The sequence below is a fragment of the Pseudomonas sp. Z8(2022) genome (assembly GCF_025837155.1).
In the GTDB taxonomy this organism is placed as follows: Bacteria; Pseudomonadota; Gammaproteobacteria; order Pseudomonadales; family Pseudomonadaceae; genus Aquipseudomonas.
The window spans coordinates 4,196,133-4,218,049 of sequence record NZ_CP107549.1 but is presented as its reverse complement, the minus strand read 5'-3'; the positions used below and the strand labels follow the sequence as shown (position 1 = coordinate 4,218,049).

The following is a 21,917-nucleotide window of genomic DNA, read 5'->3' as shown; positions in this document are numbered from 1 at the left end:
CGGATTGCGTCCTCATAAGGGACGAATGCCGGAGTTATCACTTATCATACGTCCGACAACTGCAGTAGAGTTGTCACTCCTCGACTCAAAAGGTCGAGGCCTCATTCATTGTCCGGGGCGGCCTTGCCGTCCCTCCTGACAGGAGAACGCCATGCTGAGCCTGACTGGCCACAATTACATCGGCGGTGAGCGCCGCGCCGCCGGCACCGTCGTGCACAAGAGCCTCGACGCCAGCAGCGGTGAAGCGCTGCCGTACACCTTCATCCAGGCCACGCCGGAAGAAGTCGACGCTGCCGCTCAGGCTGCCGCTGCCGCTTATCCGACCTACCGCAACCTGTCGGCCGTGCGCCGTGCCGAGTTCCTCGAGGCTATCGCAGACGAAATCGATGCCCTCGGAGACGACTTCGTGGCCCTCGTCACCCGCGAAACCGCACTGCCGACTGCCCGTATCCAGGGCGAACGTGGTCGTACAAGTGGCCAGATGCGCCTGTTCGCCAAGGTGCTGCGTCGTGGTGACTTCTACGGTGCGCGCATCGACCGCGCCCTGCCGGATCGCCAGCCGCTGCCGCGCCCGGATATCCGTCAGTACCAGATCGGTGTCGGTCCGGTCGCCGTGTTCGGCGCCAGCAACTTCCCGCTGGCCTTCTCCACCGCCGGTGGCGATACCGCCTCTGCCCTGGCTGCCGGTTGCCCGGTAGTGTTCAAGGCGCACAGCGGCCACATGGCCACTGCCGAGTGCGTGGCCGATGCGATCATCCGCGCCGCCGAGAAAACCGGCATGCCCAAGGGCGTGTTCAACATGATCTTCGGCGGCGGCGTCGGCGAGATTCTGGTCAAGCATCCGGCCATCCAGGCTGTCGGCTTCACCGGGTCGCTGAAAGGCGGTCGTGCCCTGTGTGACATGGCCGCTGCCCGTCCGCAGCCGATCCCGGTGTTCGCCGAGATGTCCAGCGTCAACCCGGTGATCGTTCTGCCGGGCGCCCTGAAGGCACGTGGCGCCACCGTGGCCAAGGAGCTGGCTGGCTCCGTGGTGCTGGGTTGCGGTCAGTTCTGCACCAACCCGGGCCTGGTCATCGGCATTCGCAGCGCCGAGTTCAGCGACTTCGTCGCAGGGCTCAGCGACGCCATCGCTAGCCAGCCGGCGCAGACCATGCTCAACGCCGGCACCCTGCGCAGCTACACCAGCGGCGTTGCGCTGCTCAAAGGCCATGCAAAAGTCAGCCATCTGGCGGGCAACGAGCAGACCGGCAACCAGGCGCAGCCGCAGCTGTTCAAGGCTGACGTGAGCATGTTGCTCGAAGGTGACCACCTGCTGCAGGAAGAAGTCTTCGGCCCGACCACCATCGTCGTCGAAGTCGCCGACAGCGCCGAGCTGACCCGTGCCCTGCAGAGCATGCACGGCCAGCTGACCGCGACCCTGATCGCCGAGCGTGAAGACCTGAGCGCCTTCCGCGACCTGCTGCCGCTGCTGGAAGTCAAAGCGGGCCGTGTGCTGCTCAATGGCTACCCGACCGGTGTGGAAGTCTGCGACTCCATGGTGCATGGCGGCCCGTACCCGGCGACCTCCGACGCCCGCGGCACTTCCGTCGGTACCCTGGCGATCCACCGCTTCCTGCGTCCGGTGTGCTACCAGAACTACCCGGACGAGGTACTGCCGGAGGCGCTGCAGAATGCCAACCCGCTGGGCATCCAGCGTCTGGTCGACGGCGTGCACACCCGTGACGCGCTGAGCTGATCGTAGCGCTGCAACAAAAAATGCCGCACCCGAGAGGGTGCGGCATTTTTCATTCGGAAGGCCGAATCCTTATTTAGATGCGGCCTGGGTTTTCTCCACCGCCTGGATGATCACCTTGGCCACATCGGCCGGACGCGACTGCTGCGGCACGTGGCTGGCGGCGACCTCGGTGGTCTGCGCGCCGATCTTCCTGGCGAAGTCGCGCTGCATCTCCGGCACGATCATGCGGTCATCGCTGGCGACGAGGTACCAGGACGGCTTCTGCTTCCAGGCCGCGACGCTGGTGCGCTCATCGAACGCCGCTGCGCGGATCGGGCCTTGCGTGGCGCTCATCACCGCGGTCTGCGCGGCTGGCAGATCCTGGGCGAAATCGGCCGCCATGCCCTGCGGAGTCAGGTAGAGGAAGCCATTCTTGTCCGCGGCGATCTGGCTCGAACCCGGCGCGGTGCGGTAACCGGTGTACAGCTCGCCGCTGGACTGGCCGGCGTTGGGCGCGAACGCGGCGACGTAGACCAGGCTGCGCACTTTCTCGTCGGCGCCGGCCTGGGTGATCACCGTGCCGCCCCAGGAATGGCCGACCAGCACCACGTCACCATCCTGATTGTTCAGCACGCGCTGGGTGGCGGCTACGTCGTCGACCAGCGAGGTCAGCGGGTTCTGCACCACGGTGACCTTGATGCCTTTTTCCTGCAGCAGCGGCACGACCTTGGCCCAGTCGGAACCGTCGGCGAAGGCGCCGTGGACTATCACCACTGATGGCTTGGCCTCGGCAGCCTGGGCAGTGATGGCGAAGAAGGGGCTGGCGATGGCCAGGGCCAGGAATAACGGCTTGGCATTGAACATGATTGAATCTCCTGTGCGTGGGGGAGTTCAGTGTCGATAATGCGCCGGTGTCCCGGTATCGGTCGTTTATCCGAGGCCTGCGAAAAAGGAGAGCTGCATGCTGAATGACGCTGTCGCGCTGGAAGACGCCATGCTGGCGCTGGCCATGGTCGGCGACCTGAGCATGGGCCAGCCCATCGACCAGTCGCGCCGTACCGCGCGCCTGGCGCAGTGGCTGGTACAGGCCAGTGGCGGCGAGCGGGAGCAGATCGAGTTGGCCCGCCAGGTGGCGCTGCTGCGCTGGTCTGGATGCACCGCCAACGCCGAAGGCTTCATGCGCCTGTTCGGCGACGATGTCGGCGGCCGTCGCGATATGCTCGCGCAAACCCTCGATGCTGCCGGCCAGCGCGCCATGCTGCGCACCACACCGCTGGCCCAGGTGCACTGCGAGGTCGCCGGCGAGGTGGCACGCACCCTCGGTTTGCCGGTGCAGGTCGAGGTGGGGCTGCGGCATATCTTCGAATGCTTCGACGGCGGCGGTCGGCCGCTGGGCCTGCGTTATCCCGATATTCCGGACGTGGTCTATCACGTGGTGCTGGCCGGCGACCTGGAAATCCTCTCGCGGGTCCACGGTCTGCAGGCGGCGCTGGAGTGGATCGGCACGCAGGGTGATCGCCGCTATCCGGCAGGCCTCGCTGAGCTGCTTGTCCGCCACGCCGCGGATTGGCTGGAGGCGCTGCGTACGCCCGAGAGCGCAACGCCTGGCTCAGGGCCGAAGGTCCCGCTGACCCTGGTGGGCGACGTGATCGATCTGAAACTGTCCTGGCTGGCCGGCTATTCACGCCAGGCCGCGAGCCTGGTGCGCGATGCCGCTCGGCTCTGTGGTTTGCCCGACGCACGCATCGAACTGCTCGGCAAGGCGGCGCTGATTCATGGCCTGGGCCGGGCGGCCGTGCCCAATCGCATCTGGAGCACGCCTGGCCCGCTGCTCGACGGCGACCTCGAGGCGATACGCCTGGCGCCCTACTGGACGCACCGCGCCTGCAGTCAGATCGCCGGTCTTCTCGAAGCGGGGCAACTGGCCGCGAATGCCTACGAGCGGCTGGATGGAAGCGGCTATTTCCGTTCTCTGAGTGGCGATGCCCTGGGTGATGAACACCGGCTGCTGAGCGCGGCGCTGGCCTGGCTGGCGCTGCGTGGTGAGCGTCCATGGCGCGCCGCCTTGAGTGACGAGCAGGCCGCCGGCGTACTGCTGGATGAAGCCGAGCAGGGCCGCTTCGACCCGCGCGCCTGTCAGGCGGTGATCAGCGCGGCGCGCGGCGAGCAGGCGCCGCTGGCCAGCAAGCCGGGCAACGCCCTGCTCAGCGAGCGCGAGACGCAGATCCTGCGGCGCATCAGCAGCGGTGCCAGCAACAAGGAAGTGGCGCGCGACCTGGGCATCAGCCCGAGCACGGTGCGCACCCATGTCGAAAGCGTATTCCGCAAGCTGCAATGCTCGACGCGCGCGGCGGCCACGCTGAAGGCGCTGACCCTGGGGGTGATCTGAGATCGGGGCGACCGATCCAGTCGCCCGAGTCTGGATGGAAGGTGTCAGGCGCCCGCCACAAGCGCCGGCATGGTGAACTGAAACTCCGAACCCTTGCCCAATTCACTCTCGACGACGATGCGCCCGCCATGGGCTTCCACGATGCCCTGGGTGATGTACAAACCCAGTCCGGTCCCAGTCGGATTCCCGTCCTTTACCGTCCAGTAACGGTCGAATACATGAGGCAGGTGCTCCCTGGGGATGCCCTCGCCGGTGTCGCGCACGGTAAACAGGATGTCATCGCCGACAGATGTTGCGCGGACGCCGACCTTGCCCCGCCGCGGAGTGAACTTGATCGCGTTGCCGATCAGGTTCGAGAGCACCTGGAACAGGCGCTCCGGATCAGCGTGAATCCGCAGGTCGGGCTCTGCCTCGAAGGAGATGCTGATGTTCTTGTCATGGGCCAGTGGGGCGAGCAGCGATTGCGCTTCTTCGAATATGTGGCCGACGTCGAGCTTCTGCGGGGTGATGGTGTAGCGCCCTTCGTCGATCTTCGACGTATCGAGCAGATCTTCAAGCAGCGTGTTCATCCGTGCGGCTGCCTGCTGCATGGTGTCGAGCGCCGTAGCGATGCGTCGCGACGTGTGCGGTCCGTTGGAGCTGAAGGTCTTTTGCATCATGCCGCAGAGCATCGAAATCACCGTCATGGGGTTTCTCAGATCATGCGAGACCACGGCCACCAGTTCGTCACGGGCACGTACCGCCTCCTGCTCGCGGCGCACCTGTCGGGCGAGGTCATGCTCCAGCGCCGAACGGCGCAGGTCGTTGGCCGCAAACAGATCTCCCTGGGTCCATTTGCGTGAGATGCCTGCCATCTCGACCTTCCAGATCTCGAACGATGTGCGCGGTCGCAAGCGCAAGCCGGCATCGGAATTTTCCAGATTCATGGCCTTGCGCGGATCGCCGCTCCAGCTCACGTTTTCCTTCACCTCCGGGCGGAACCACAGCACGCCGTTATCGACCGGTTTGGGCAGGCTCATCGCCAACAGGCCGCTGGCCACCTGCGGATACTGCGCTGCGGGCGGATAGACCTCGGCAAGCTGATGGCTGGAAAACACCGGCTCGCCCCTGTCCTGCAACCATTTGTACAGAGCACGGATTTCCTGGGGCTCCGGGCAGTTGCCATATCGGTGTAACTGCCGGTCTTCGATGATGGCGACACCACCGGCCCCCGTCAGCGCCATCAGCACCTCGGGTTGACCCGCCAGCGCGTCGAAAACGTTCTTCGGAGAATCGAGCATTGCCTGATTGAGCTGCGTCAGCGCGTCGATTTTCTCTTCACGCTGGCGGCTGGTCTCCAGCGCCTCCATGGCACTGATCTGCAGTGACAGCACCTGACCGATAGTCTGGCAGGCGCTGCGCAGCTCATGTGGTACATGCAACGGCTGGCGGTTGCCGCAGCTGATCAGGCCCCAGAGCTTGTCGCCCTTGAGCAGGGAAATGCTCATCGACGACAGCACCCCCATGTTCTTCATGTACTGGCAGTGAATCGGGGACACGCTGCGCAGGGTGGCGAAGCTCAAGTCCAGCGGGGCCTGCGTATCGGGACGCAGCTTCGGCACCAGAGGCACCGGTTGGTAATCGGCGTTCGGGATGATTCGCAGCCAGTTGGTGCGATACAGCTCGCGAGCCTGCTCAGGAATGTCCGAGGCGGGGAAGAACAGGCCGTTGAAGACCTCCATCGACGGGGCGGAGGCTTCTGCGATTACCTGACCATGACCCTCTTCCTCGAAGCGATAGATCAGCACCCGGTCATAACCGGTCATCGCCTGAATTTCCCTGACGCTGACGTCGTACAGCTGCTGCATGGTGGTCGCTACCTGCAGGCGTTGGAGCATGCGTCCGAGGTTGGTGTTGAGCCCCGCGACGTTGCGCGGCTGAAAATTATCCACGTGGATTTCCAGCTCGAGGATCAACACGCCCTGATGCCGGTGCAGCAGGCCCTCGAATGCCGTGTCATTGAGGTGAAAGTGAAGTGGCCCTGCGTCGCCGAACGCAGGTTGCAGCAACGCCGCGCGCACCGCTTCGGTATGGGACTCGCCAATCAGCCTGTGTAACGGCTGGCCGAGCAGGTCTTGCGGTTTTTTTGCCAGCAAGGTATCGACATTGGCGCTGATCTGGATGATCTCGAGACCGGGTTCGCTGAGTGTCAGCAGCAAGCCATGGGGCTGAATGGCCCCCGGGAAGCGGATGGGCTCGTCGGCGCAGTTGGCCAGCAAGTCTTCAAAGGTATTTTTGTTCTGTGGGGTCATATCAGTACCTCTCTGCTTTCGAGCCAGCGCTCGAAACAGTCGAATGTGGCCTGGGCCGCCATGACAACGGCTTCGCGCTCGTCGCTATCCAGATACCGACTGCTCAGGCAGGCAATGAAATCGCGCCAGCGGCGCCCGGTGTCTGCGCCGTAAATATCGAGAAATGCCGCGCCGTTGTCGGCATTCAGGCCCAGCCGTGCGGCCATTTCCCGGCGCAGGATCTGGCCACCAAGCGTTGCCCCTTCGAGCACATAGAGAACGCCCAGGCAGGTGGCTCTGCAGCTTATTGCGGGCAGTGCCTGGCAGATCGGCAAACGCTCGATGGCCTCGGCGGAAAGGCCCAGGGCATGCAGGTCATTGCGCAGGGTGGAGGCTTTGAGGCGTGACAGCAGATCCAGATCGATAGGCGTCACGGCGCTGTCGAGCAAGGCGTTTTCAAGGGGCCGATAGAAGCCGTAGTACGCCTGCATCAGTTGTCGAAAGACGGTTGTGTCGAGACGGTCAGAGAAAAAAGGAAGCCGTTTCTCCAGTCCGATGTGCAGTTTTGCAGTGCCGGTCCGCAGATCTTGCAGCACCGGCAGCACAGGAACTTCGCGCGCCTTGGCTAGCATTGAGTCGCTCTTGTGAGGGCTGCGTGCGGCGGCCGGTTGTAAGGTGAGCAAGGAACCACCCTAACATGCGAGCGGCCATTCCCAAGGAAAAACTGCCTTATCCGGATAGGCGGGGCCGAGCCAGTTCGACTGTCAGCACCAACTGATGGACGTTGATGCTTACGGCTGTGGCATCAGGACGGATATTCGAATGCTGCGTGATCATCCTCCGGGTCGCCTGGTCAGGGGCTTTGCAGAGGTCGCCGTGGGGGGGCGGGGCGCGGTGAGATGAATGCTCGGCCTGCTTTCTGGAAGCGCCTTGCCCATCGGAAAAGACAAAGGGCCCAAGGTTTTCACCTGGGCCCTTGATAGATCTGGCGCATCCGGCGGGATTCGAACCCACGACCCCTGCCTTCGGAGGGCAGTACTCTATCCAGCTGAGCTACGGATGCGTTGCGGTGCGCAATCATACGCATCTCGGCGGTTAGCGTCCATTGCGCATGATCGTTCGTTATTCCGAACGTACTTTACACTTTCGCACCGGCGGCAGGCGGTTGCCGCAAGTTTTTATCATTCTTTTCGTCGATTTAGCCCCTTCGGCTATTGCCCTTTGACGTTGCCGCTCCTAGGATTCGTTTGAGATTTCAAACGGCGTGTTCGGTTTCCGAATCCCGCACGTTCAACGGCTCTGAATCCATACCAGGCCCCGCACGGCTGTGTTTTCAAGCCCTGCGGGTTCTGTCCGTGACGCCAACGACTTTACGCCGACGCCCGGGTGTCGGAACAGAAGGAGACTGCCATGCAACTGAAAGACCCCCAGCTGCTGCGCCAACAGGCCTATATCGATGGCCAGTGGCTGGATGCCGACAGCGGTCAGACCATCGCCGTGAACAACCCGGCTACCGGTGAAATCATCGGTCATGTTCCGAAGATGGGCCGCGCCGAGACCCGTCGCGCCATCGAGGCAGCCGAGAAGGCCCTGCCGGCCTGGCGTGCGCTGACTGCCAAGGAGCGCGCGCAGAAGCTGCGCAAGTGGTTCGAATTGATCATGGCCAGTCAGGACGACCTGGCTCGCCTGATGACCACCGAGCAGGGCAAGCCGCTGGCCGAGGCCAAGGGCGAGATCGCCTATGCCGCTTCCTTCATCGAGTGGTTCGCCGAGGAAGCCAAGCGCGTCTACGGCGACGTCATCCCCGGCCACCAGCCGGACAAGCGCCTGATCGTGATCAAGCAGCCGATCGGCGTTACCGCCGCCATCACTCCGTGGAACTTCCCCTCGGCGATGATCACCCGCAAGGCCGGCCCGGCTCTGGCCGCCGGCTGCACCATGGTGCTCAAGCCCGCTTCGCAAACCCCGTTCTCCGCCCTGGCTCTGGCCGAACTGGCCGAGCGCGCCGGCATCCCGAAAGGCGTGTTCAGCGTGGTTACCGGCAGCGCCGGCGAAGTCGGCGGTGAGCTGACCGGCAATCCGATCGTGCGCAAGCTGACCTTCACCGGCTCCACCGAGATCGGTCGTCAGCTGATGGCCGAATGTGCCCACGACATCAAGAAGGTCTCGCTGGAGCTGGGCGGCAACGCGCCGTTCATCGTATTCGACGACGCCGACCTGGATGCCGCCGTGGAAGGCGCGCTGATCTCCAAGTACCGCAACAACGGTCAGACCTGCGTCTGCGCCAACCGCCTGTACATTCAGGATGGTGTCTATGACGCCTTCGTCGAGAAGCTGCAGGCCGCCGTGGCCAAGCTGAAGATCGGCAACGGCCTGGAGGACGGCATCACCACCGGCCCGCTGATCGACGAGAAGGCCGTGGCCAAGGTCCAGGAACACATCGACGACGCCGTGAGCAAGGGCGCCAGGGTGGTTACCGGCGGCAAGCCGCACGCCCTGGGCGGTACCTTCTTCGAACCGACCATTCTGGTCGACGTGCCGAAGAACGCGCTGGTGTCCAAGGACGAGACCTTCGGCCCGCTGGCGCCGCTGTTCCGCTTCAAGGACGAGGCCGAAGTCATCGCCATGGCCAACGACACCGAGTTCGGCCTGGCCTCCTACTTCTATGCCCGCGACCTGGGCCGCGTGTTCCGCGTGGCCGAGGCGCTGGAGTACGGCATGGTGGGTATCAACACCGGCCTGATCTCCAACGAAGTCGCGCCGTTCGGCGGCGTGAAGGCCTCCGGCCTGGGCCGTGAGGGCTCCAAGTACGGTATCGAGGACTACCTCGAGATCAAGTACATGTGCCTGGGCGGCATCTAGTCGCTGCTGCACTCGGCCGGACGTCGTTGGCGCAAGCGGGAAAATGCTCATTGGCTACAGCCAACTCCGCTTTTCCCGCTTGCGCCGCCTAGCCCGGCCATCGCTCGCGACGCGCCTAGCGTTCTGATCTGGAACGTAGCGAGCCAGAATTTCCCCCGCCTCCGGCGGCCCGACGCAGTCGATCATCGTATGCTGCGGCGAACCACCTCCAGAGGCATTTCCTTGAACCGAGCCGCCCGATGACGACCATGAGGACACCATGAGCAAGACCAACGAATCCCTGCTGCAACGCCGTGCTGCCGCCGTACCGCGCGGTGTCGGCCAGATCCACCCGGTAGTCGCCGAGCGTGCCGAGAACGCCACCGTGTGGGACGTCGAAGGCCGCGAGTACATCGACTTCGCCGGCGGTATCGCCGTGCTGAACACCGGTCACCTGCATCCGAAGGTGGTGGCCGCCGTTCAGGAGCAGCTGGGCAAACTCAGCCACACCTGCTTCCAGGTCCTAGCCTACGAGCCCTACATCGAGCTGTGCGAAGAAATCGCCAAGCGCGTACCGGGTGACTTCGCCAAGAAGACCCTGCTGGTCACCTCCGGCTCCGAAGCCGTCGAAAACGCCGTGAAGATCGCCCGCGCCGCCACTGGCCGTGCCGGCGTGATCGCCTTCACCGGCGCCTATCACGGCCGCACCATGATGACCCTGGGTCTGACCGGCAAGGTCGTGCCTTACTCCGCCGGCATGGGCCTGATGCCGGGTGGCATCTTCCGCGCCCTGGCGCCGTGCCCGCTGCACGGCATCAGCGAAGACGAGTCCATCGCCAGCATCGAGCGCATCTTCAAGAACGATGCGCAGCCCAGCGACATCGCCGCGATCATCATCGAGCCGGTACAGGGCGAGGGTGGCTTCTACGTCAACTCCAAGCCGTTCATGCAGCGCCTGCGCGCGCTGTGCGACCAGCACGGCATCATGCTCATCGCTGACGAAGTACAGACCGGCGCCGGCCGTACCGGTACCTTCTTCGCCACCGAGCAACTGGGCATCGTTCCGGATCTGACCACCTTCGCCAAGTCCGTTGGTGGCGGCTTCCCGATCTCCGGTGTGTGCGGCAAGGCGGAGATCATGGACGCCATCGCTCCCGGCGGCCTGGGCGGCACCTACGCCGGCAGCCCGCTTGCCTGCGCCGCGGCCCTGGCCGTGCTCAAGGTGTTCGACGAGGAGAAGCTGCTGGAGCGTTCCAACGCTGTCGGCGAGAAGCTGAAAGGCGGCCTGAACAAGATCGCCGAGAAGCACAAGGTGATCGGTGACGTGCGCGGCCTGGGTTCGATGGTCGCCATCGAGCTGTTCGAAGGCGGTGACCACAGCAAGCCGGCTGCCGAGCTGGTAGGCAAGATCGTCGCCCGTGCGCGCGAGAAGGGCCTGATCCTGCTGTCGTGCGGCACCTACTACAACGTCATCCGCTTCCTGATGCCCGTCACCATTCCCGACGCGCAACTGGAAAAAGGCATCGCCATCGTCGCCGAGTGCTTCGACGAGCTGGCCTGAGCCGGATTCCAGCACGCCTTCGCGTGCTGATGAAAAGACCCGCCTTGTGCGGGTCTTTTTTTGCCTAGGCTCGATGCATCGCTGACGAGGTAAAATCATCGTTTTACCTTTGTCGCATGAGTATCGACGCAAAACTAATCGCTGTGGCCGAAGAGTTGTTCGACCGTCACGGCTTCAATGCAACCGGCATGGACCGTCTGGCGCAAGCTGCCGGGATGTCCAGCCGCACGCTGTACAAGCATGCCGGCAGCAAGAACGAGCTGATCGCGGCCGTGCTGATGACGCGTGGGCAGCGCTTCCTGCAGCGCCTGGAGTTGGATAGCGTCGAAGCACTGTTCGATGCACTGGCCAGATGGATGGGCGAGGAAGGAGCGCGTGGCTGCCTGTTCCTGCGAGCCCAGGGCGAACTCGGCACGGTCCTGCCGGAAGTCTCGGAGGCGGTGGCGTTGTACAAGATGCGCTTCAGCGACACGGTTAGGCGGATTCTCGCCCGTCAGTTGGGCGCCAGCGCCGATGAGGAACTGGTCGAGCAGGTGGTCCTTCTCTTCGAAGGAGCGACGGCCGCGGCCAGCTACCGCGGCCCGGCGGCGGTGGCCACGGCGGGGCGCGCGGCGACCCTGCTGACCCTGCGGGGGCGGGCGTGACCCGCGAATGGCACCTCGGTGTCACGGGTTTCGGCCTGATCGCGGTGTGCTACGGCTTCGCCCGTTTCGCTTTCGGTCTGTTCCTGCCGCAGATCGATGCTGATCTCGCTCTGCCGGACGCCGTGGGCGGCCTGATCGCCGGAGGCTCCTTTCTTGGCTACTGCCTCGCCATCGTTGTCGCCGCGCAACTGACCGAGCGTCTCGGCGCGCGTGCCGTCGCGTTCGCTGCCGCATCTATCGCCATGCTCGGTATGCTCGGAGTCGCCCTCGCGCCGTCGGCGTTCTGGCTCGCCGCTGCGGTGCTGCTCGCGGGTGTGAGCACGGGGCTGGCTTCGCCGCCCATGGCCGCGGCAGTGGCTGCGATCATCGAGCCGCAACGCCAGGATGGCACCAATACCCTGATCAACGCCGGCACCAGCGCAGGTGTGATTCTCTCCGGCCCGGTTGCTCTCATGTTCGGCGCCGAGTGGCGGCTGGCCTACGGTTTGTTCGCCGCCGCGGCATGCATCCTGGCGGTGCTCACGGTTTTGCATGTGCCGCGTACCTCCGTGCCGTCTGTGCAGGCTCACGCTGGGACTGCGCTGTTCAGCGCCACCTTGAAGCGGCTGGTGGCGGCGTCCCTGCTGATGGGCGCGGCCAGCACGGCCTTGTGGTCGTTCGGCAGCGAGATCGTGGCGCAACGTCTGGGATGGCAGAGCGCTGGGGCCGGATTGCTCTGGGTGGTGATCGGCGCTGCCGGGATCGCCGGTGCCGGCGCTGGTTATCTGGTCGCCAGGCTGGGCATCGACTGGGCGCACCGTCTGTGCCTGGCTGCACTAGCGGCGGCCATCGTCCTCGTGGGCCTGGCCGGCGTGCCGGCGCTGGCTCTACTGGGTGGTGCGCTGTTTGGCGCAGCCTACATCACCCTGAGCGGCATCTATCTGGTCTGGGGCGTGGCTGTATTGTCCGAGCGCCCAGCTACCGGGCTGACCATCGCCTTTCTTGGCATTGCCGTTGGCCAGACATTGGGCGCGCCGGTCTTCGGCGTTCTGGCGAGCTGGCTGAGCCTGACGCATGCCGTCGTGCTCTTCGCGCTGCTGGCGCTGGCGGCAGGCACCATGCGATCTGCCGTGATCGAGACGGTGCCAGCGCGCTGACCCCCAGCGCGCAGAAGCAGAAAAAGACCCGCGCGAGGCGGGTCGAAGGATGACAAGCAACAACAGGATTCGGCGAGCCGGGAACCTGTCCGTACGGCTCGGGGTCAGGTGCCTACTTGGGCTCGAAGATCACGTAGACCTTGCGGCAGGCTTCCAGCACTTCCCAGGTGCCGGAAAAACCGGCGGGAATCACGAAGCGGTCGCCGGCGCGTACGGTCTTGGCATTGCCGTCGGCATCACGCAGCACGGACACGCCCTGGAGGATCTCGCAGTACTCGTGTTCGGTGTAGTTCACCGTCCACTGGCCCACTGCGCCTTCCCAGATGCCGGTGCTGAACTGGCCGCAGGGGCTGCTGTAGTGGTTGCGTACGCTCTGCTCGGGGTCTCCCTTGAGTACTTTTTCCGCAGCGGGACGGTAGTGTTCGGCGGCCGTTCCGGCCTGGGCGAAGTCGACGATCTGTGCAATGTTCATCTGGCTTTTCCATAACGGTCGGATGACGGCAATCGCCCGGCTGGCAAGGCCGCGCCGGGCATTGTGCGCCTGAAGTCTATGTTTAATATAACGAACATGACAAGGGCTTTTACTTGGCTTTGTCAAAAATATTGAAAAGCCCCAGTGAGCTGGTTTAGTGTGGCGAACAGTATTTGGCCAGCGGTCTGGCCTTGCAGAATTATTGACAGCGCGCGCCCATGCCGGCGCCGCTTCCACCCCATTGAGAGGATGCCGGAATGACTAGCCTGACCCGCAGCGACTGGGAGCAGCGTGCCAAGACCCTGACCATCGAAACCCGCGCCTTCGTCCACGGCGAATATCGTGATGCCGAGTCCGGTGCCACCTTCGAGTGCATCAGCCCGGTCGACGGTCGCCTGCTCGGCCTGGTCGCCAGCTGTGATCAGGCCGACGCCGAACTAGCGGTAAAGGACGCCCGCGCCACCTTCGACTCCGGCGTGTGGTCGCGCATGGCTCCGGCCCAGCGCAAGAAGGTGATGATCCGCTTCGCCGAGCTGATCGAAGAGCATGGCGAAGAGCTGGCCCTGCTGGAAACCCTGGACATGGGCAAGCCGATCAGCGATTCGCTGAACATCGACGTGGGCAGCGCGGCCAACGCCATCCGCTGGAGCGGCGAGGCCATCGACAAGGTCTATGACGAAGTCGCTGCCACCCCTCACGATCAGCTCGGCCTGGTCACCCGCGAGCCAGTGGGCGTGGTCGCCGCCATCGTGCCGTGGAACTTCCCGCTGCTGATGTCCTGCTGGAAGCTCGGTCCGGCGCTGGCCACCGGCAACTCGATCATCCTCAAGCCTTCCGAGAAGTCGCCGCTGACCGGCATCCGCATCGCCAGGCTGGCCATCGAGGCTGGTATCCCGGCCGGCGTGTTCAACGTGCTGCCGGGTTTCGGTCACACCGTGGGCAAGGCCCTGGCCCTGCACATGGACGTCGATACCCTGGTGTTCACCGGTTCCACCAAGATTGCCAAGCAGCTGATGATCTACGCCGGCGAATCGAACATGAAGCGCGTCTGGCTGGAAGCCGGAGGCAAGAGCCCGAACATCGTCTTCGCCGATGCGCCTGATCTGCAGGCTGCTGCCGAGTCTGCCGCCAGCGCCATCGCCTTCAACCAGGGTGAAGTGTGCACCGCCGGCTCGCGCCTGCTGGTGGAAAACTCGATCAAGGACAAGTTCGTGCCCATGGTGGTCGAGGCGATCAAGGCCTGGAAACCGGGTAATCCGCTGGACCCGGAAACCAACGTCGGTGCGCTGGTCGACACCACCCAGATGAACCAGGTGCTGAACTACATCCAGGCCGGCCATGACGACGGCGCCAAGCTGGTGGCCGGCGGCAAACGGGTGATGGAAGAGACCGGCGGCACCTATGTCGAGCCGACCATCTTCGACGGGGTGAACAACGCCATGCGCATCGCCAAGGAAGAGATCTTCGGTCCGGTGCTGTCGGTAATCGGTTTCGATGATCAGGACGAAGCCATCGCCATTGCCAACGACACCATCTACGGCCTGGCCGCAGCGGTGTGGACCAGCAACCTGTCGCGCGCGCATCTGGTGGGCAAGGCGCTGCGCGCCGGCAGCGTGTGGATCAACCAGTACGATGGTGGCGACATGACCGCGCCGTTCGGCGGCTTCAAGCAGTCCGGCAACGGCCGCGACAAGTCTTTGCACGCGTTCGACAAGTACACCGAGCTGAAGGCCACCTGGATCAAGCTGTAACGATAGCGGGGCGATCTCCTGGTCGTCGGCCAGGTGATCGGCTCCCCTCTCCCATTTATGGGAGAGGGGCTGGGGGAGAGGGCCGAGAGCGCAGCGAAACTGCCGGCTACCTCGCTCCCGAAACCTACGGCCGGGTTCCCGAGGAACCCGGCCGTTGTCTTTGCAGTAGCTCGTCAGCCAAGGAATTCACCAATGCGTTGGGGTACCTACTTTGCCGTCTGCGCCGCGGTCATCAGCATCGGCCTGGCGCTGGGCGTGACCATGCCGCTGGTGTCGCTGCGCCTGGAAAGCTGGGGCTACGACTCCTTCGCCATCGGCGTGATGGCGGCGACGCCAGCCGTCGGCGTGCTGCTCGGTGCCTTGCTGGCGGGGCGCCTGGCCGCGCGTTTCGGTACCACCCTGCTGATGCAGCTGTGTCTGCTGCTGGGCGCGTTGTCGGTCGCAGCGCTGGCGCTGGTGCAGAACTATGCGGTGTGGGTGGGCCTGCGCCTGTTCATCGGTGTGGCGCTGACCGTGGTGTTCATCCTTGGCGAAAGCTGGATCAACCAGCTTGCCGTGGAGAAATGGCGCGGCCGCCTGGTGGCGCTGTACGGCACCGGTTATGCCCTCAGCCAGCTCAGCGGGCCACTGCTGCTGACGGCGCTCGGTACGGCGACCGACCGTGGCTTCTGGACGGGTGTATGCCTGCTGGTCGGTGGTTCGCTGATTCTGCTCGGGCGTACCGGCGCACCCCAGGTGGATGCACACAGCGCCTCGGGGCGCGGGTTGCTGGTGTTCTGTCGCAAGCTGCCGGCGATCGCCTGGGCAGTGATGCTGTTTGCCGCCTTCGAGGCGATGATGCTGACCCTGTTGCCGATCTATGGCCTGCGCCAGGGCTTCACTCAGGAAGTGGCGCTGTTCATGGTCAGCGTGGTGGTGGTCGGTGACGCGGTGCTGCAGCTGCCCATTGGCTGGCTGGCCGATCGCATGTCGCGGCAGTTGCTGTTCCGTGGCTGTGGTGTCGTGCTGCTGGTGTCCAGCCTGGCCATTCCGGCGTTGCTGCACACACCGCTGATCTGGCCGGTGCTGGTGGCCTTCGGCGCCAGTGCCGGCGGCCTGTTCACCTTGTCGCTGATCATGATCGGCGAGCGTTACCGCGACGACGAGCTGGTGCGCGCCAATGCCCATGTCGCCCAGCTGTGGGGGCTGGGCTGCCTGATCGGGCCGCTGACCACCGGCGCCGTCAGCCAGTGGCTGAGCGGCCATGCGCTGCCGCTGATGATGGCCACCGGTGCGCTGGTGTTCATCATCCTGGCGAGCAAGCGCAGCGCCTTCAGCGAGATGGACGCGGCGCGTTCCTGAGCGGCCTCAGCGTTCTTGCCCCGGGGCCCCGGTCTGCTGCAGGTCGGCCTCCTCGATCAGCTCGGCGATGGTTGCGCCGATCTGCTTCACCGCCGCCTCGATCACCTCGCTCGGCGGCTCGGCGTAGTTGAGGCGGATGCAGTTGCGGTACTTGCCGGCCGCCGAAAAGATGCTGCCCGGCGCAATCTGGATCTTGTGCGGCAGCAGCGCGCGGTTGAGCTTCTGGCTGTCGAAGCCCTGCGGCATCTCTGCCCAGAGCATGAAGCTGCCCTGCGGACGGCTGACCCGCGTGCCGGCGGGGAAGTAGCGGCTGACCCAGTCCACCATCAGATCGCGACTGCGCAGGTACTGCGCGCGCATGCGCCGCAGGTGCGGTTCGTAATGTCCGTCCCTGAGGTACTCGGCCAGCGCCAGTTGCGGCAGTTGCGCGGTGCTGCCGGTGCCTAGGTACTTCATGTGCACCACCTGCTCCAGATAGCGACCGGGGGCAATCCAGCCGACCCGCAGGCCTGGCGCCAGGGTCTTGGAGAAGGAGCTGCAGAACAGCACGCGGCCATCCTCGTCGTAGGATTTGATGCTGCGCGGGCGCGGGTAGCTGTAGGCGAGGTCGGCGTACACGTCGTCCTCGATGATGGCCACGTCGAAGCGCTGCGCCAGGGCGATCAGTGCGCGCTTGTTGGCGTCGGGCATGATGTAGCCGAGCGGGTTGTTGCAGTTGGGCGTCAGTTGAATGGCCTTGATCGGCCACTGCTCCAGAGCCATTTCCAGGGCGTCGAGGTTGATCCCGGTGAGCGGGTCGGTGGGCAGCTCCAGCGCTTTCATGCCGAAGCCCTTGAGCGCCTGCATGACGCCATGGAAGCTCGGCGAGTCGACCGCGACGATGTCGCCGGGCTGGCAGATGGCGCGTACCGCCGCTGAAAGCGCTTCGTGGCAGCCGGTGGTGACCACCAGGTCCTCGGCAGTCAGCTGGCAGCCTGAATCGAGCATCAGGCGGGCGATCTGCTCACGCAGGCGCAGGTCGCCGCGAATGCCGCCATAGGTCAGCACGTCCGGGTCCTGCCGGCGCGCCTGGCGCGACAGATTGCGTAGCAGAGGCTTGAGTGTCGGGCTGCCGATATCCGGTCGGCCACGGCCCAACTGCAGCATGTCGTGCTGCGGTGAGCTGCTGATCAGTTCCAGCACGTGATCCCACTGCGAGACTTCCACCGGTCGCTGCGCCGCGCGGCTGATCTGGGGCAGAGCGGGCATCTGCCGTCCCAGCGGCACGAAGTATCCGGACTTCGGTTTCGGCGCGGCCAGCCCCAAGTCTTCGAGGTGGCGGTAGGCCTGCTGTACGGTGCTCAGGCTGACGCCGTGTTCCTGGCTCAGGCTGCGTATCGAGGGCAGGCGGTCGCCTGGGCGGTAGAGCCCATGCTCGATGCGGGTGCCGAGCAGTTCGGCCAGGTTCAGATAGAGCGTCATGACAGTCTCCCGCTGTTGCGCAGGGTGTATGGGTTGGAACCAATACAGATCGCCGTGAAAAACACCATTCAGGGGAAAAACGGCGGTATCTGTATGGAGTAAATAAGAGTTTTTTGAATCTGTCATGCATTTCATCGCGAAGGCATGCTGATCTCCCATGACAGAAGACAACGGGAGAGCAGCCATGAGCGGATGCAGCAAGACAGATTTCGCGGCGCTGGGCGAGTGGGCAGAGGCAGCGCCGCACGAGGGTGAGGCTCGCTACTTCGGCCGCAACTGGCCGGCTTTCTGGCGTCGCCTGAGTACGCGCCGCGCGCTGCGCAAGCTCGGCGACCAGCAGCTGCGCGATATCGGTCTGAATCGCGCCCAGGCCGAGCGTGAGGCGAATCTGCCGTTCTGGAAGCTATAGGCTGAGCGCAGGCTTGACCCTGTGCCGACCTATAGCAGCTCTTTCAGCCGGTGCCAGGCCATTCCCAGTGCCAGCAGCGGCGAGCGCAGGTGCTTGCCGCCGGGGAAGGTCATGTGCGGGACCTGGGCGAACAGGTCGAAGCCGCGGCTTTCCTGCCCGGCGATGGCCTCGGCAAGCAGCTTGCCGGCCAGGTGCGTGGCATTGACGCCGTGCCCCGCGTAGGCCTGGGCATGGAACACATTGGGCTGGTCCTTGAGGCGGCCGATTTGCGGCAGGCGGTTGGCACCGATACCAATCATACCGCCCCACTGATAGTCGATGCGCGCGTTGGCCAGTTGCGGGAATACCTTGAGCATCTTCGGCCGCATGTAGGCGGCGATGTCGGCCGGGTCGCGTCCCGAATAGTGGCAGGCACCGCCGAACAGCAGGCGGCGGTCGGCCGAAAGGCGGTAGTAGTCAACTGTCACGCGCTGGTCGCACAGTGCCATGTTCTGCGGAATCAGTTGCTGCGCCTGTTCCGCGGACAGCTGCTCGGTGGCGATGATATAGCTGCCGGCGGGCAGTACCTTGCCGCTCAGCGTCGGGTTGAGGTCATTGATATAGGCGTTGCAGGCCAGCACCAGGTACTTGGCGCGTACCTGGCCGGTGGCGGTATGCACCCTCACTTCGTTGCCATAGTCGATGCCGGTTACCGGCGACTCCTCGAACAGCTGCACGCCCAGTGACTGGGCGGCTGCCGCTTCGCCGAGCGCCAGATTGAGCGGGTGCAGGTGGCCCGAGCCCATGTCGATCATGGCGCCGTGATAGTTGTCGGATCCGACCACTTCATGGATGCGCTCGCGCAGCACCATGCGCATCTCATGGCGATAGCCGAGGCTTTCCAGCTCGGCCTTGTCCTCGGCGAAGCCATCCATGTGCTCCGGCTTGTTGGCCAGGTCGCAGTAGCCCCAGGTCAGGTCGCAGTCGATGCGAAACTGTTCGACGCGGCTGCGCACGATCTCGACGGCCTCCAGGCCCATCAGCTTGAACTGGCGCACGCCGTCCTTGCCGACTATCGGTTCGAACTGTTCGACATCATGGCCGACCCCACGAATCAGCTGCCCGCCATTGCGACCGCTGGCGCCCCAGCCGATCTTGCGCGCTTCCAGCAATGCCACCGTCAGCCCCTTCTGGGCCAGCTCGATGGCGGTATTCAGACCGCTGAAACCACCACCGACGACGCACACGTCCACGACCACTTCACCGGCGAGGGGCGGATAGGCCTGCTGACGATTGACGCTGGCGGCATAGTAGGAGGCGGCGTGCTGGGAGCTGTGGACGGGCTGGTGAACGCGGGCGTTCATGTGCGAAATCCTGATTTTGTTGTGTGGAAAATTAAACGCAGCATAAGCGTGCAATCCGTGTGACGCCAAGAGCAGGGCAGAAAAAAGCCGATCCTGAGCTGCAGGCGGCATGTGCTTTTCATCCGGAGCAGTAAACTGCCGGCATAAGTTGAGGACGGCCTGAGATGAGCTGCACCGACCGCAAGATCGACCACCTGCGCCGACAGATTCCACGTTTCGACTGCGTGCCCGGTTGCCACGACTGCTGTGGCCCGGTTACGGCGTCGTCCGAGGAGCTGGCGCGCCTGCCGGTCAAGAGCGACGCCGAGCATGATGCGGCGCTGGCCGAGTACAACTGCGTGCACCTGGGCCCGGAGGGTTGCACGGTGTATGACCAGCGCCCGCTGATCTGTCGTCTGTTCGGCACCACGCCGAATCTGCGATGCCCCCACGGCCGCGGGCCGGAGCAGCCTGTTGAGCCTGCTGTCGAGCGCCAGGTGCACCGCCTGATCGCCACGACCCGGCAACGCCTGGTGTAGGGGCGGCGCGATTCGCCTCAGCGTGCGCTCACTCCGGCACCGGTAGTGCCAGGCTCTCCTTCACTTCTTCCATGACGATGTAGCTCTTCGACTCGCGGACGTGCGGCAGCTTGAGCAGGATGTCGCCGAGCAGCTTGCGGTAGCTGGCCATTTCGTTGATGCGCGCCTTCACCAGATAGTCGAAGTCGCCGGATACCAGATGGCACTCCAGCACGTGCGGCAGCTTGAGCACGGCGCGGCGGAAATCCTCGAAGGTGTCGCCGGACTTGTAGTCCAGGCTGATTTCGACGAACACCAGCAGGCTGGCCTTGAGGTGCTGCGGATTGAGGCGGGCGTGGTAGCCCATGATGATGCCTTCGCGCTCCAGGCGGCGTACGCGTTCGGTGCAGGGCGTGGTCGACAGCCCCACGCGCTCGCCCAGCTCGGTAAAGCTGATACGCCCGTCCTCCTGCAGGATACGGAGGATGTTGCGGTCGATCTTGTCCAGTTCGCGACGGCTTTGATGCTGGGTTCTCATGGGGAATCCGCCTCTACAAAACGGCTTTTTGCCAAGAATTCTCGCCAAATATAGCTGTGTATATGGTGAAAAGCACTGCGTTGCTCTTCCTATACTTCGGCTATCAACAACAATGGCCTGTAACGCACGCGCCCTGGGCGCGGCGGGGAGAAAAACATGCGTGTTCTGGTTCTCGGCAGCGGTGTGATTGGTACCGCGAGTGCTTACTACCTTGCTCGCCAGGGCTTCGAGGTGGTGGTCGTCGACCGTCAGAACGGCCCGGCGCTGGAAACCAGCTTCGCCAACGCCGGCCAGGTTTCTCCGGGCTACGCTTCGCCCTGGGCGGCGCCGGGTGTGCCGCTGAAGGCCATCAAGTGGCTGTTGCAGAAGCACGCCCCGCTGGCGATCAAGGCTACCGGCGATGTCGACCAGTACCTGTGGATGGCGCAGATGCTGCGCAACTGCACTGCCAGCCGCTATGCGATCAACAAGGAACGCATGGTGCGCCTGTCCGAGTACAGCCGCGATTGCCTCGATGAGCTGCGTGCCGAGACCGGTATCAGCTATGAAGGCCGTCAGCTCGGCACCACCCAGCTGTTCCGCACCCAGGCTCAGGTCGATGCCGCCGCCAAGGACATCGCCGTACTGGAAGCCTCCGGCGTACCTTTCGAGCTGCTCGACCGCGACGGTATCGTCCGCGTCGAACCGGCCCTGGCCGGCGTCAAGCACAAGCTGGCCGGTGCCCTGCGCCTGCCCAACGATCAGACCGGCGACTGCCAGATGTTCACCACCAAACTGGCGGACATGGCCAAGGCGCTCGGCGTCGAGTTCCGTTTCGGCCAGAACATCCAGCGCCTGGACGCCGTGGGCGACCGCATCAACGGCGTGTGGATCGACGGCAAGCTGGAAACCGCTGATCGCTACGTGCTGGCGCTCGGCAGCTACAGCCCGCAGCTGCTCAAGCCGCTGGGCATCCGCGCTCCGGTATATCCGCTCAAGGGTTACTCGCTGACGGTGCCGATCACCAACCCGGACATGGCACCGACCTCGACCATCCTCGACGAAACCTACAAGGTCGCCATCACCCGTTTCGACGGTCGCATCCGCGTCGGCGGCATGGCCGAGATCGCCGGTTTCGATCTGTCGCTCAACCCGCGTCGTCGCGAAACCCTGGAAATGATCACCTCCGACCTCTACCCTGAGGGCGGCGATCTGCAGCGCGCCGATTTCTGGACCGGTCTGCGTCCGGCCACACCCGATGGCACACCCATCGTGGGCGGCACCGCCTTCCGTAACCTGTTCCTCAACACCGGGCACGGCACGCTCGGTTGGACCATGGCCTGCGGCTCGGGCCGTTTCCTGGCCGATCTGATGGCCAACAAGCGCCCGCAGATCAGCGCCGAGGGGCTGGATATTTCCCGTTACGGCTCCAGCGTCCGTCAGCCCGACCTGCAGCACACCGCCCCCGCCCACTGATCGGCCGGGGTGTTCGCCCCAGAACCCATCTGCCCGGTACTGGCCTGTCGGCCAGTGCCTGCGCGCAAGCGCAACCTCGCCAGCCATGAAGGCTC

General features: G+C 64.5%; 18 protein-coding genes and 1 tRNA gene. 11 read left to right on the top strand and 8 right to left on the bottom strand.

Annotation, left to right across the window (positions count from 1 at the left end):
* The first annotated feature begins 151 nt into the window (after positions 1–151).
* The gene (locus OEG79_RS19980; protein WP_264146674.1) at positions 152–1,735 is read left to right on the top strand and encodes an aldehyde dehydrogenase (NADP(+)); all 1,584 of its coding nucleotides are present in this window, start codon (positions 152–154) and stop codon (positions 1,733–1,735) included.
* Between the two features lie 69 nt (positions 1,736–1,804).
* On the opposite strand, the gene OEG79_RS19975 is transcribed toward OEG79_RS19980, so the two are convergent.
* The gene (locus OEG79_RS19975) at positions 1,805–2,578 is read right to left on the bottom strand and encodes an alpha/beta fold hydrolase (protein ID WP_264146673.1); all 774 of its coding nucleotides are present in this window, start codon (positions 2,576–2,578) and stop codon (positions 1,805–1,807) included.
* Between the two features lie 97 nt (positions 2,579–2,675).
* Here OEG79_RS19975 and OEG79_RS19970 point away from each other — a divergent pair, with 97 nt between their 5' ends.
* Positions 2,676–4,103 (top strand): HD domain-containing phosphohydrolase, encoded by a 1,428-nt coding sequence (locus tag OEG79_RS19970; RefSeq protein WP_264146672.1) that lies wholly within the window; start codon positions 2,676–2,678, stop codon positions 4,101–4,103.
* A 44-nt stretch (positions 4,104–4,147) separates the two neighbouring features.
* On the opposite strand, the gene OEG79_RS19965 is transcribed toward OEG79_RS19970, so the two are convergent.
* The 3 genes from OEG79_RS19965 to OEG79_RS19955 form a co-directional block, all read right to left on the bottom strand.
* Positions 4,148–6,394 carry an ATP-binding protein gene (locus tag OEG79_RS19965; protein ID WP_264146671.1) on the bottom strand — a complete coding sequence of 749 codons (2,247 nt, stop codon included), beginning with the start codon at positions 6,392–6,394 and terminating at the stop codon, positions 4,148–4,150.
* The gene (locus tag OEG79_RS19960) at positions 6,391–7,005 is read right to left on the bottom strand and encodes a biliverdin-producing heme oxygenase (RefSeq protein WP_264146670.1); all 615 of its coding nucleotides are present in this window, start codon (positions 7,003–7,005) and stop codon (positions 6,391–6,393) included. The genes OEG79_RS19965 and OEG79_RS19960 overlap by 4 nt, the downstream gene beginning before the upstream one ends.
* Positions 7,006–7,359: 354 nt before the next feature.
* Positions 7,360–7,436 (bottom strand) — tRNA-Arg (locus OEG79_RS19955).
* 347 nt (positions 7,437–7,783) lie between these two features.
* Here OEG79_RS19955 and gabD point away from each other — a divergent pair.
* The 4 genes from gabD (at position 7,784) to OEG79_RS19935 (ending at position 12,555) form a co-directional block, all read left to right on the top strand.
* Positions 7,784–9,235 (top strand): NADP-dependent succinate-semialdehyde dehydrogenase, encoded by a 1,452-nt coding sequence (gene gabD / locus OEG79_RS19950; RefSeq protein WP_264146669.1) that lies wholly within the window; start codon positions 7,784–7,786, stop codon positions 9,233–9,235.
* A 259-nt stretch (positions 9,236–9,494) separates the two neighbouring features.
* Positions 9,495–10,775 carry a 4-aminobutyrate--2-oxoglutarate transaminase gene (gabT, locus tag OEG79_RS19945; RefSeq protein WP_264146668.1) on the top strand — a complete coding sequence of 427 codons (1,281 nt, stop codon included), beginning with the start codon at positions 9,495–9,497 and terminating at the stop codon, positions 10,773–10,775.
* 116 nt (positions 10,776–10,891) lie between these two features.
* Positions 10,892–11,419 carry a TetR/AcrR family transcriptional regulator gene (locus OEG79_RS19940; RefSeq protein WP_264146667.1) on the top strand — a complete coding sequence of 176 codons (528 nt, stop codon included), beginning with the start codon at positions 10,892–10,894 and terminating at the stop codon, positions 11,417–11,419.
* A complete protein-coding gene (locus OEG79_RS19935; RefSeq protein ID WP_264146666.1) occupies positions 11,416–12,555 on the top strand; it encodes an MFS transporter in 1,140 nt (379 codons plus the stop codon). The genes OEG79_RS19940 and OEG79_RS19935 overlap by 4 nt, the downstream gene beginning before the upstream one ends.
* A gap of 112 nt (positions 12,556–12,667) precedes the next feature.
* Here OEG79_RS19935 and OEG79_RS19930 read toward each other — a convergent pair whose 3' ends face one another.
* Positions 12,668–13,027, bottom strand: a complete 360-nt coding sequence (locus tag OEG79_RS19930; RefSeq protein WP_264146665.1) for a cupin domain-containing protein — start codon at positions 13,025–13,027, stop codon at positions 12,668–12,670.
* A gap of 257 nt (positions 13,028–13,284) precedes the next feature.
* Here OEG79_RS19930 and OEG79_RS19925 point away from each other — a divergent pair, with 257 nt between their 5' ends.
* Both OEG79_RS19925 and OEG79_RS19920 read left to right on the top strand, forming a co-directional pair.
* Positions 13,285–14,778 (top strand): aldehyde dehydrogenase, encoded by a 1,494-nt coding sequence (locus tag OEG79_RS19925; protein WP_264146664.1) that lies wholly within the window; start codon positions 13,285–13,287, stop codon positions 14,776–14,778.
* Between the two features lie 192 nt (positions 14,779–14,970).
* Positions 14,971–16,119, top strand: coding sequence for an MFS transporter (locus OEG79_RS19920; protein ID WP_264146663.1), 1,149 nt, complete (start codon positions 14,971–14,973; stop codon positions 16,117–16,119).
* A gap of 6 nt (positions 16,120–16,125) precedes the next feature.
* On the opposite strand, the gene OEG79_RS19915 is transcribed toward OEG79_RS19920, so the two are convergent.
* Entirely contained in the window at positions 16,126–17,580 is a 1,455-nt protein-coding gene (locus OEG79_RS19915) for a PLP-dependent aminotransferase family protein (RefSeq protein ID WP_264146662.1), read from the bottom strand.
* 184 nt (positions 17,581–17,764) lie between these two features.
* Here OEG79_RS19915 and OEG79_RS19910 point away from each other — a divergent pair, with 184 nt between their 5' ends.
* Positions 17,765–17,989 (top strand): DUF1127 domain-containing protein, encoded by a 225-nt coding sequence (locus OEG79_RS19910; RefSeq protein WP_264146661.1) that lies wholly within the window; start codon positions 17,765–17,767, stop codon positions 17,987–17,989.
* Between the two features lie 29 nt (positions 17,990–18,018).
* Here the strand turns inward: OEG79_RS19910 and OEG79_RS19905 are convergent, their stop codons facing one another.
* Complete coding sequence (locus OEG79_RS19905) at positions 18,019–19,332, bottom strand: NAD(P)/FAD-dependent oxidoreductase (RefSeq protein ID WP_264146660.1); 1,314 nt, start codon at positions 19,330–19,332, stop codon at positions 18,019–18,021.
* A 164-nt stretch (positions 19,333–19,496) separates the two neighbouring features.
* Between OEG79_RS19905 and OEG79_RS19900 the strand changes: the two genes are divergently transcribed.
* Positions 19,497–19,850 carry a YkgJ family cysteine cluster protein gene (locus OEG79_RS19900; protein ID WP_264146659.1) on the top strand — a complete coding sequence of 118 codons (354 nt, stop codon included), beginning with the start codon at positions 19,497–19,499 and terminating at the stop codon, positions 19,848–19,850.
* A gap of 28 nt (positions 19,851–19,878) precedes the next feature.
* Here OEG79_RS19900 and dadR read toward each other — a convergent pair whose 3' ends face one another.
* Entirely contained in the window at positions 19,879–20,367 is a 489-nt protein-coding gene (gene dadR / locus OEG79_RS19895; RefSeq protein ID WP_264146658.1) for a transcriptional regulator DadR, read from the bottom strand.
* 156 nt (positions 20,368–20,523) lie between these two features.
* Here dadR and dadA point away from each other — a divergent pair, with 156 nt between their 5' ends.
* Positions 20,524–21,822, top strand: a complete 1,299-nt coding sequence (gene dadA, locus OEG79_RS19890) for a D-amino acid dehydrogenase (protein WP_264146657.1) — start codon at positions 20,524–20,526, stop codon at positions 21,820–21,822.
* Positions 21,823–21,917: the final 95 nt, after the last annotated feature.

Excerpts from the sequence above, each read along its gene's own strand:
- dadA (WP_264146657.1), top strand. The coding sequence starts at position 20,524 with ATGCGTGTTCTGGTTCTCGGCAGCGGTGTGATTGGTACCGCGAGTGCT.
- OEG79_RS19930 (WP_264146665.1), bottom strand. The coding sequence starts at position 13,027 with ATGAACATTGCACAGATCGTCGACTTCGCCCAGGCCGGAACGGCCGCC.
- OEG79_RS19975 (WP_264146673.1), bottom strand. The coding sequence starts at position 2,578 with ATGTTCAATGCCAAGCCGTTATTCCTGGCCCTGGCCATCGCCAGCCCC.
- OEG79_RS19910 (WP_264146661.1), top strand. The coding sequence starts at position 17,765 with ATGAGCGGATGCAGCAAGACAGATTTCGCGGCGCTGGGCGAGTGGGCA.
- OEG79_RS19960 (WP_264146670.1), bottom strand. The coding sequence starts at position 7,005 with ATGCTAGCCAAGGCGCGCGAAGTTCCTGTGCTGCCGGTGCTGCAAGAT.
- OEG79_RS19970 (WP_264146672.1), top strand. The coding sequence starts at position 2,676 with ATGCTGAATGACGCTGTCGCGCTGGAAGACGCCATGCTGGCGCTGGCC.
- OEG79_RS19965 (WP_264146671.1), bottom strand. The coding sequence starts at position 6,394 with ATGACCCCACAGAACAAAAATACCTTTGAAGACTTGCTGGCCAACTGC.
- OEG79_RS19925 (WP_264146664.1), top strand. The coding sequence starts at position 13,285 with ATGACTAGCCTGACCCGCAGCGACTGGGAGCAGCGTGCCAAGACCCTG.
- dadR (WP_264146658.1), bottom strand. The coding sequence starts at position 20,367 with ATGAGAACCCAGCATCAAAGCCGTCGCGAACTGGACAAGATCGACCGC.
- OEG79_RS19920 (WP_264146663.1), top strand. The coding sequence starts at position 14,971 with ATGCGTTGGGGTACCTACTTTGCCGTCTGCGCCGCGGTCATCAGCATC.
- OEG79_RS19915 (WP_264146662.1), bottom strand. The coding sequence starts at position 17,580 with ATGACGCTCTATCTGAACCTGGCCGAACTGCTCGGCACCCGCATCGAG.
- gabT (WP_264146668.1), top strand. The coding sequence starts at position 9,495 with ATGAGCAAGACCAACGAATCCCTGCTGCAACGCCGTGCTGCCGCCGTA.
- OEG79_RS19980 (WP_264146674.1), top strand. The coding sequence starts at position 152 with ATGCTGAGCCTGACTGGCCACAATTACATCGGCGGTGAGCGCCGCGCC.
- OEG79_RS19940 (WP_264146667.1), top strand. The coding sequence starts at position 10,892 with ATGAGTATCGACGCAAAACTAATCGCTGTGGCCGAAGAGTTGTTCGAC.
- gabD (WP_264146669.1), top strand. The coding sequence starts at position 7,784 with ATGCAACTGAAAGACCCCCAGCTGCTGCGCCAACAGGCCTATATCGAT.
- OEG79_RS19905 (WP_264146660.1), bottom strand. The coding sequence starts at position 19,332 with ATGAACGCCCGCGTTCACCAGCCCGTCCACAGCTCCCAGCACGCCGCC.
- OEG79_RS19900 (WP_264146659.1), top strand. The coding sequence starts at position 19,497 with ATGAGCTGCACCGACCGCAAGATCGACCACCTGCGCCGACAGATTCCA.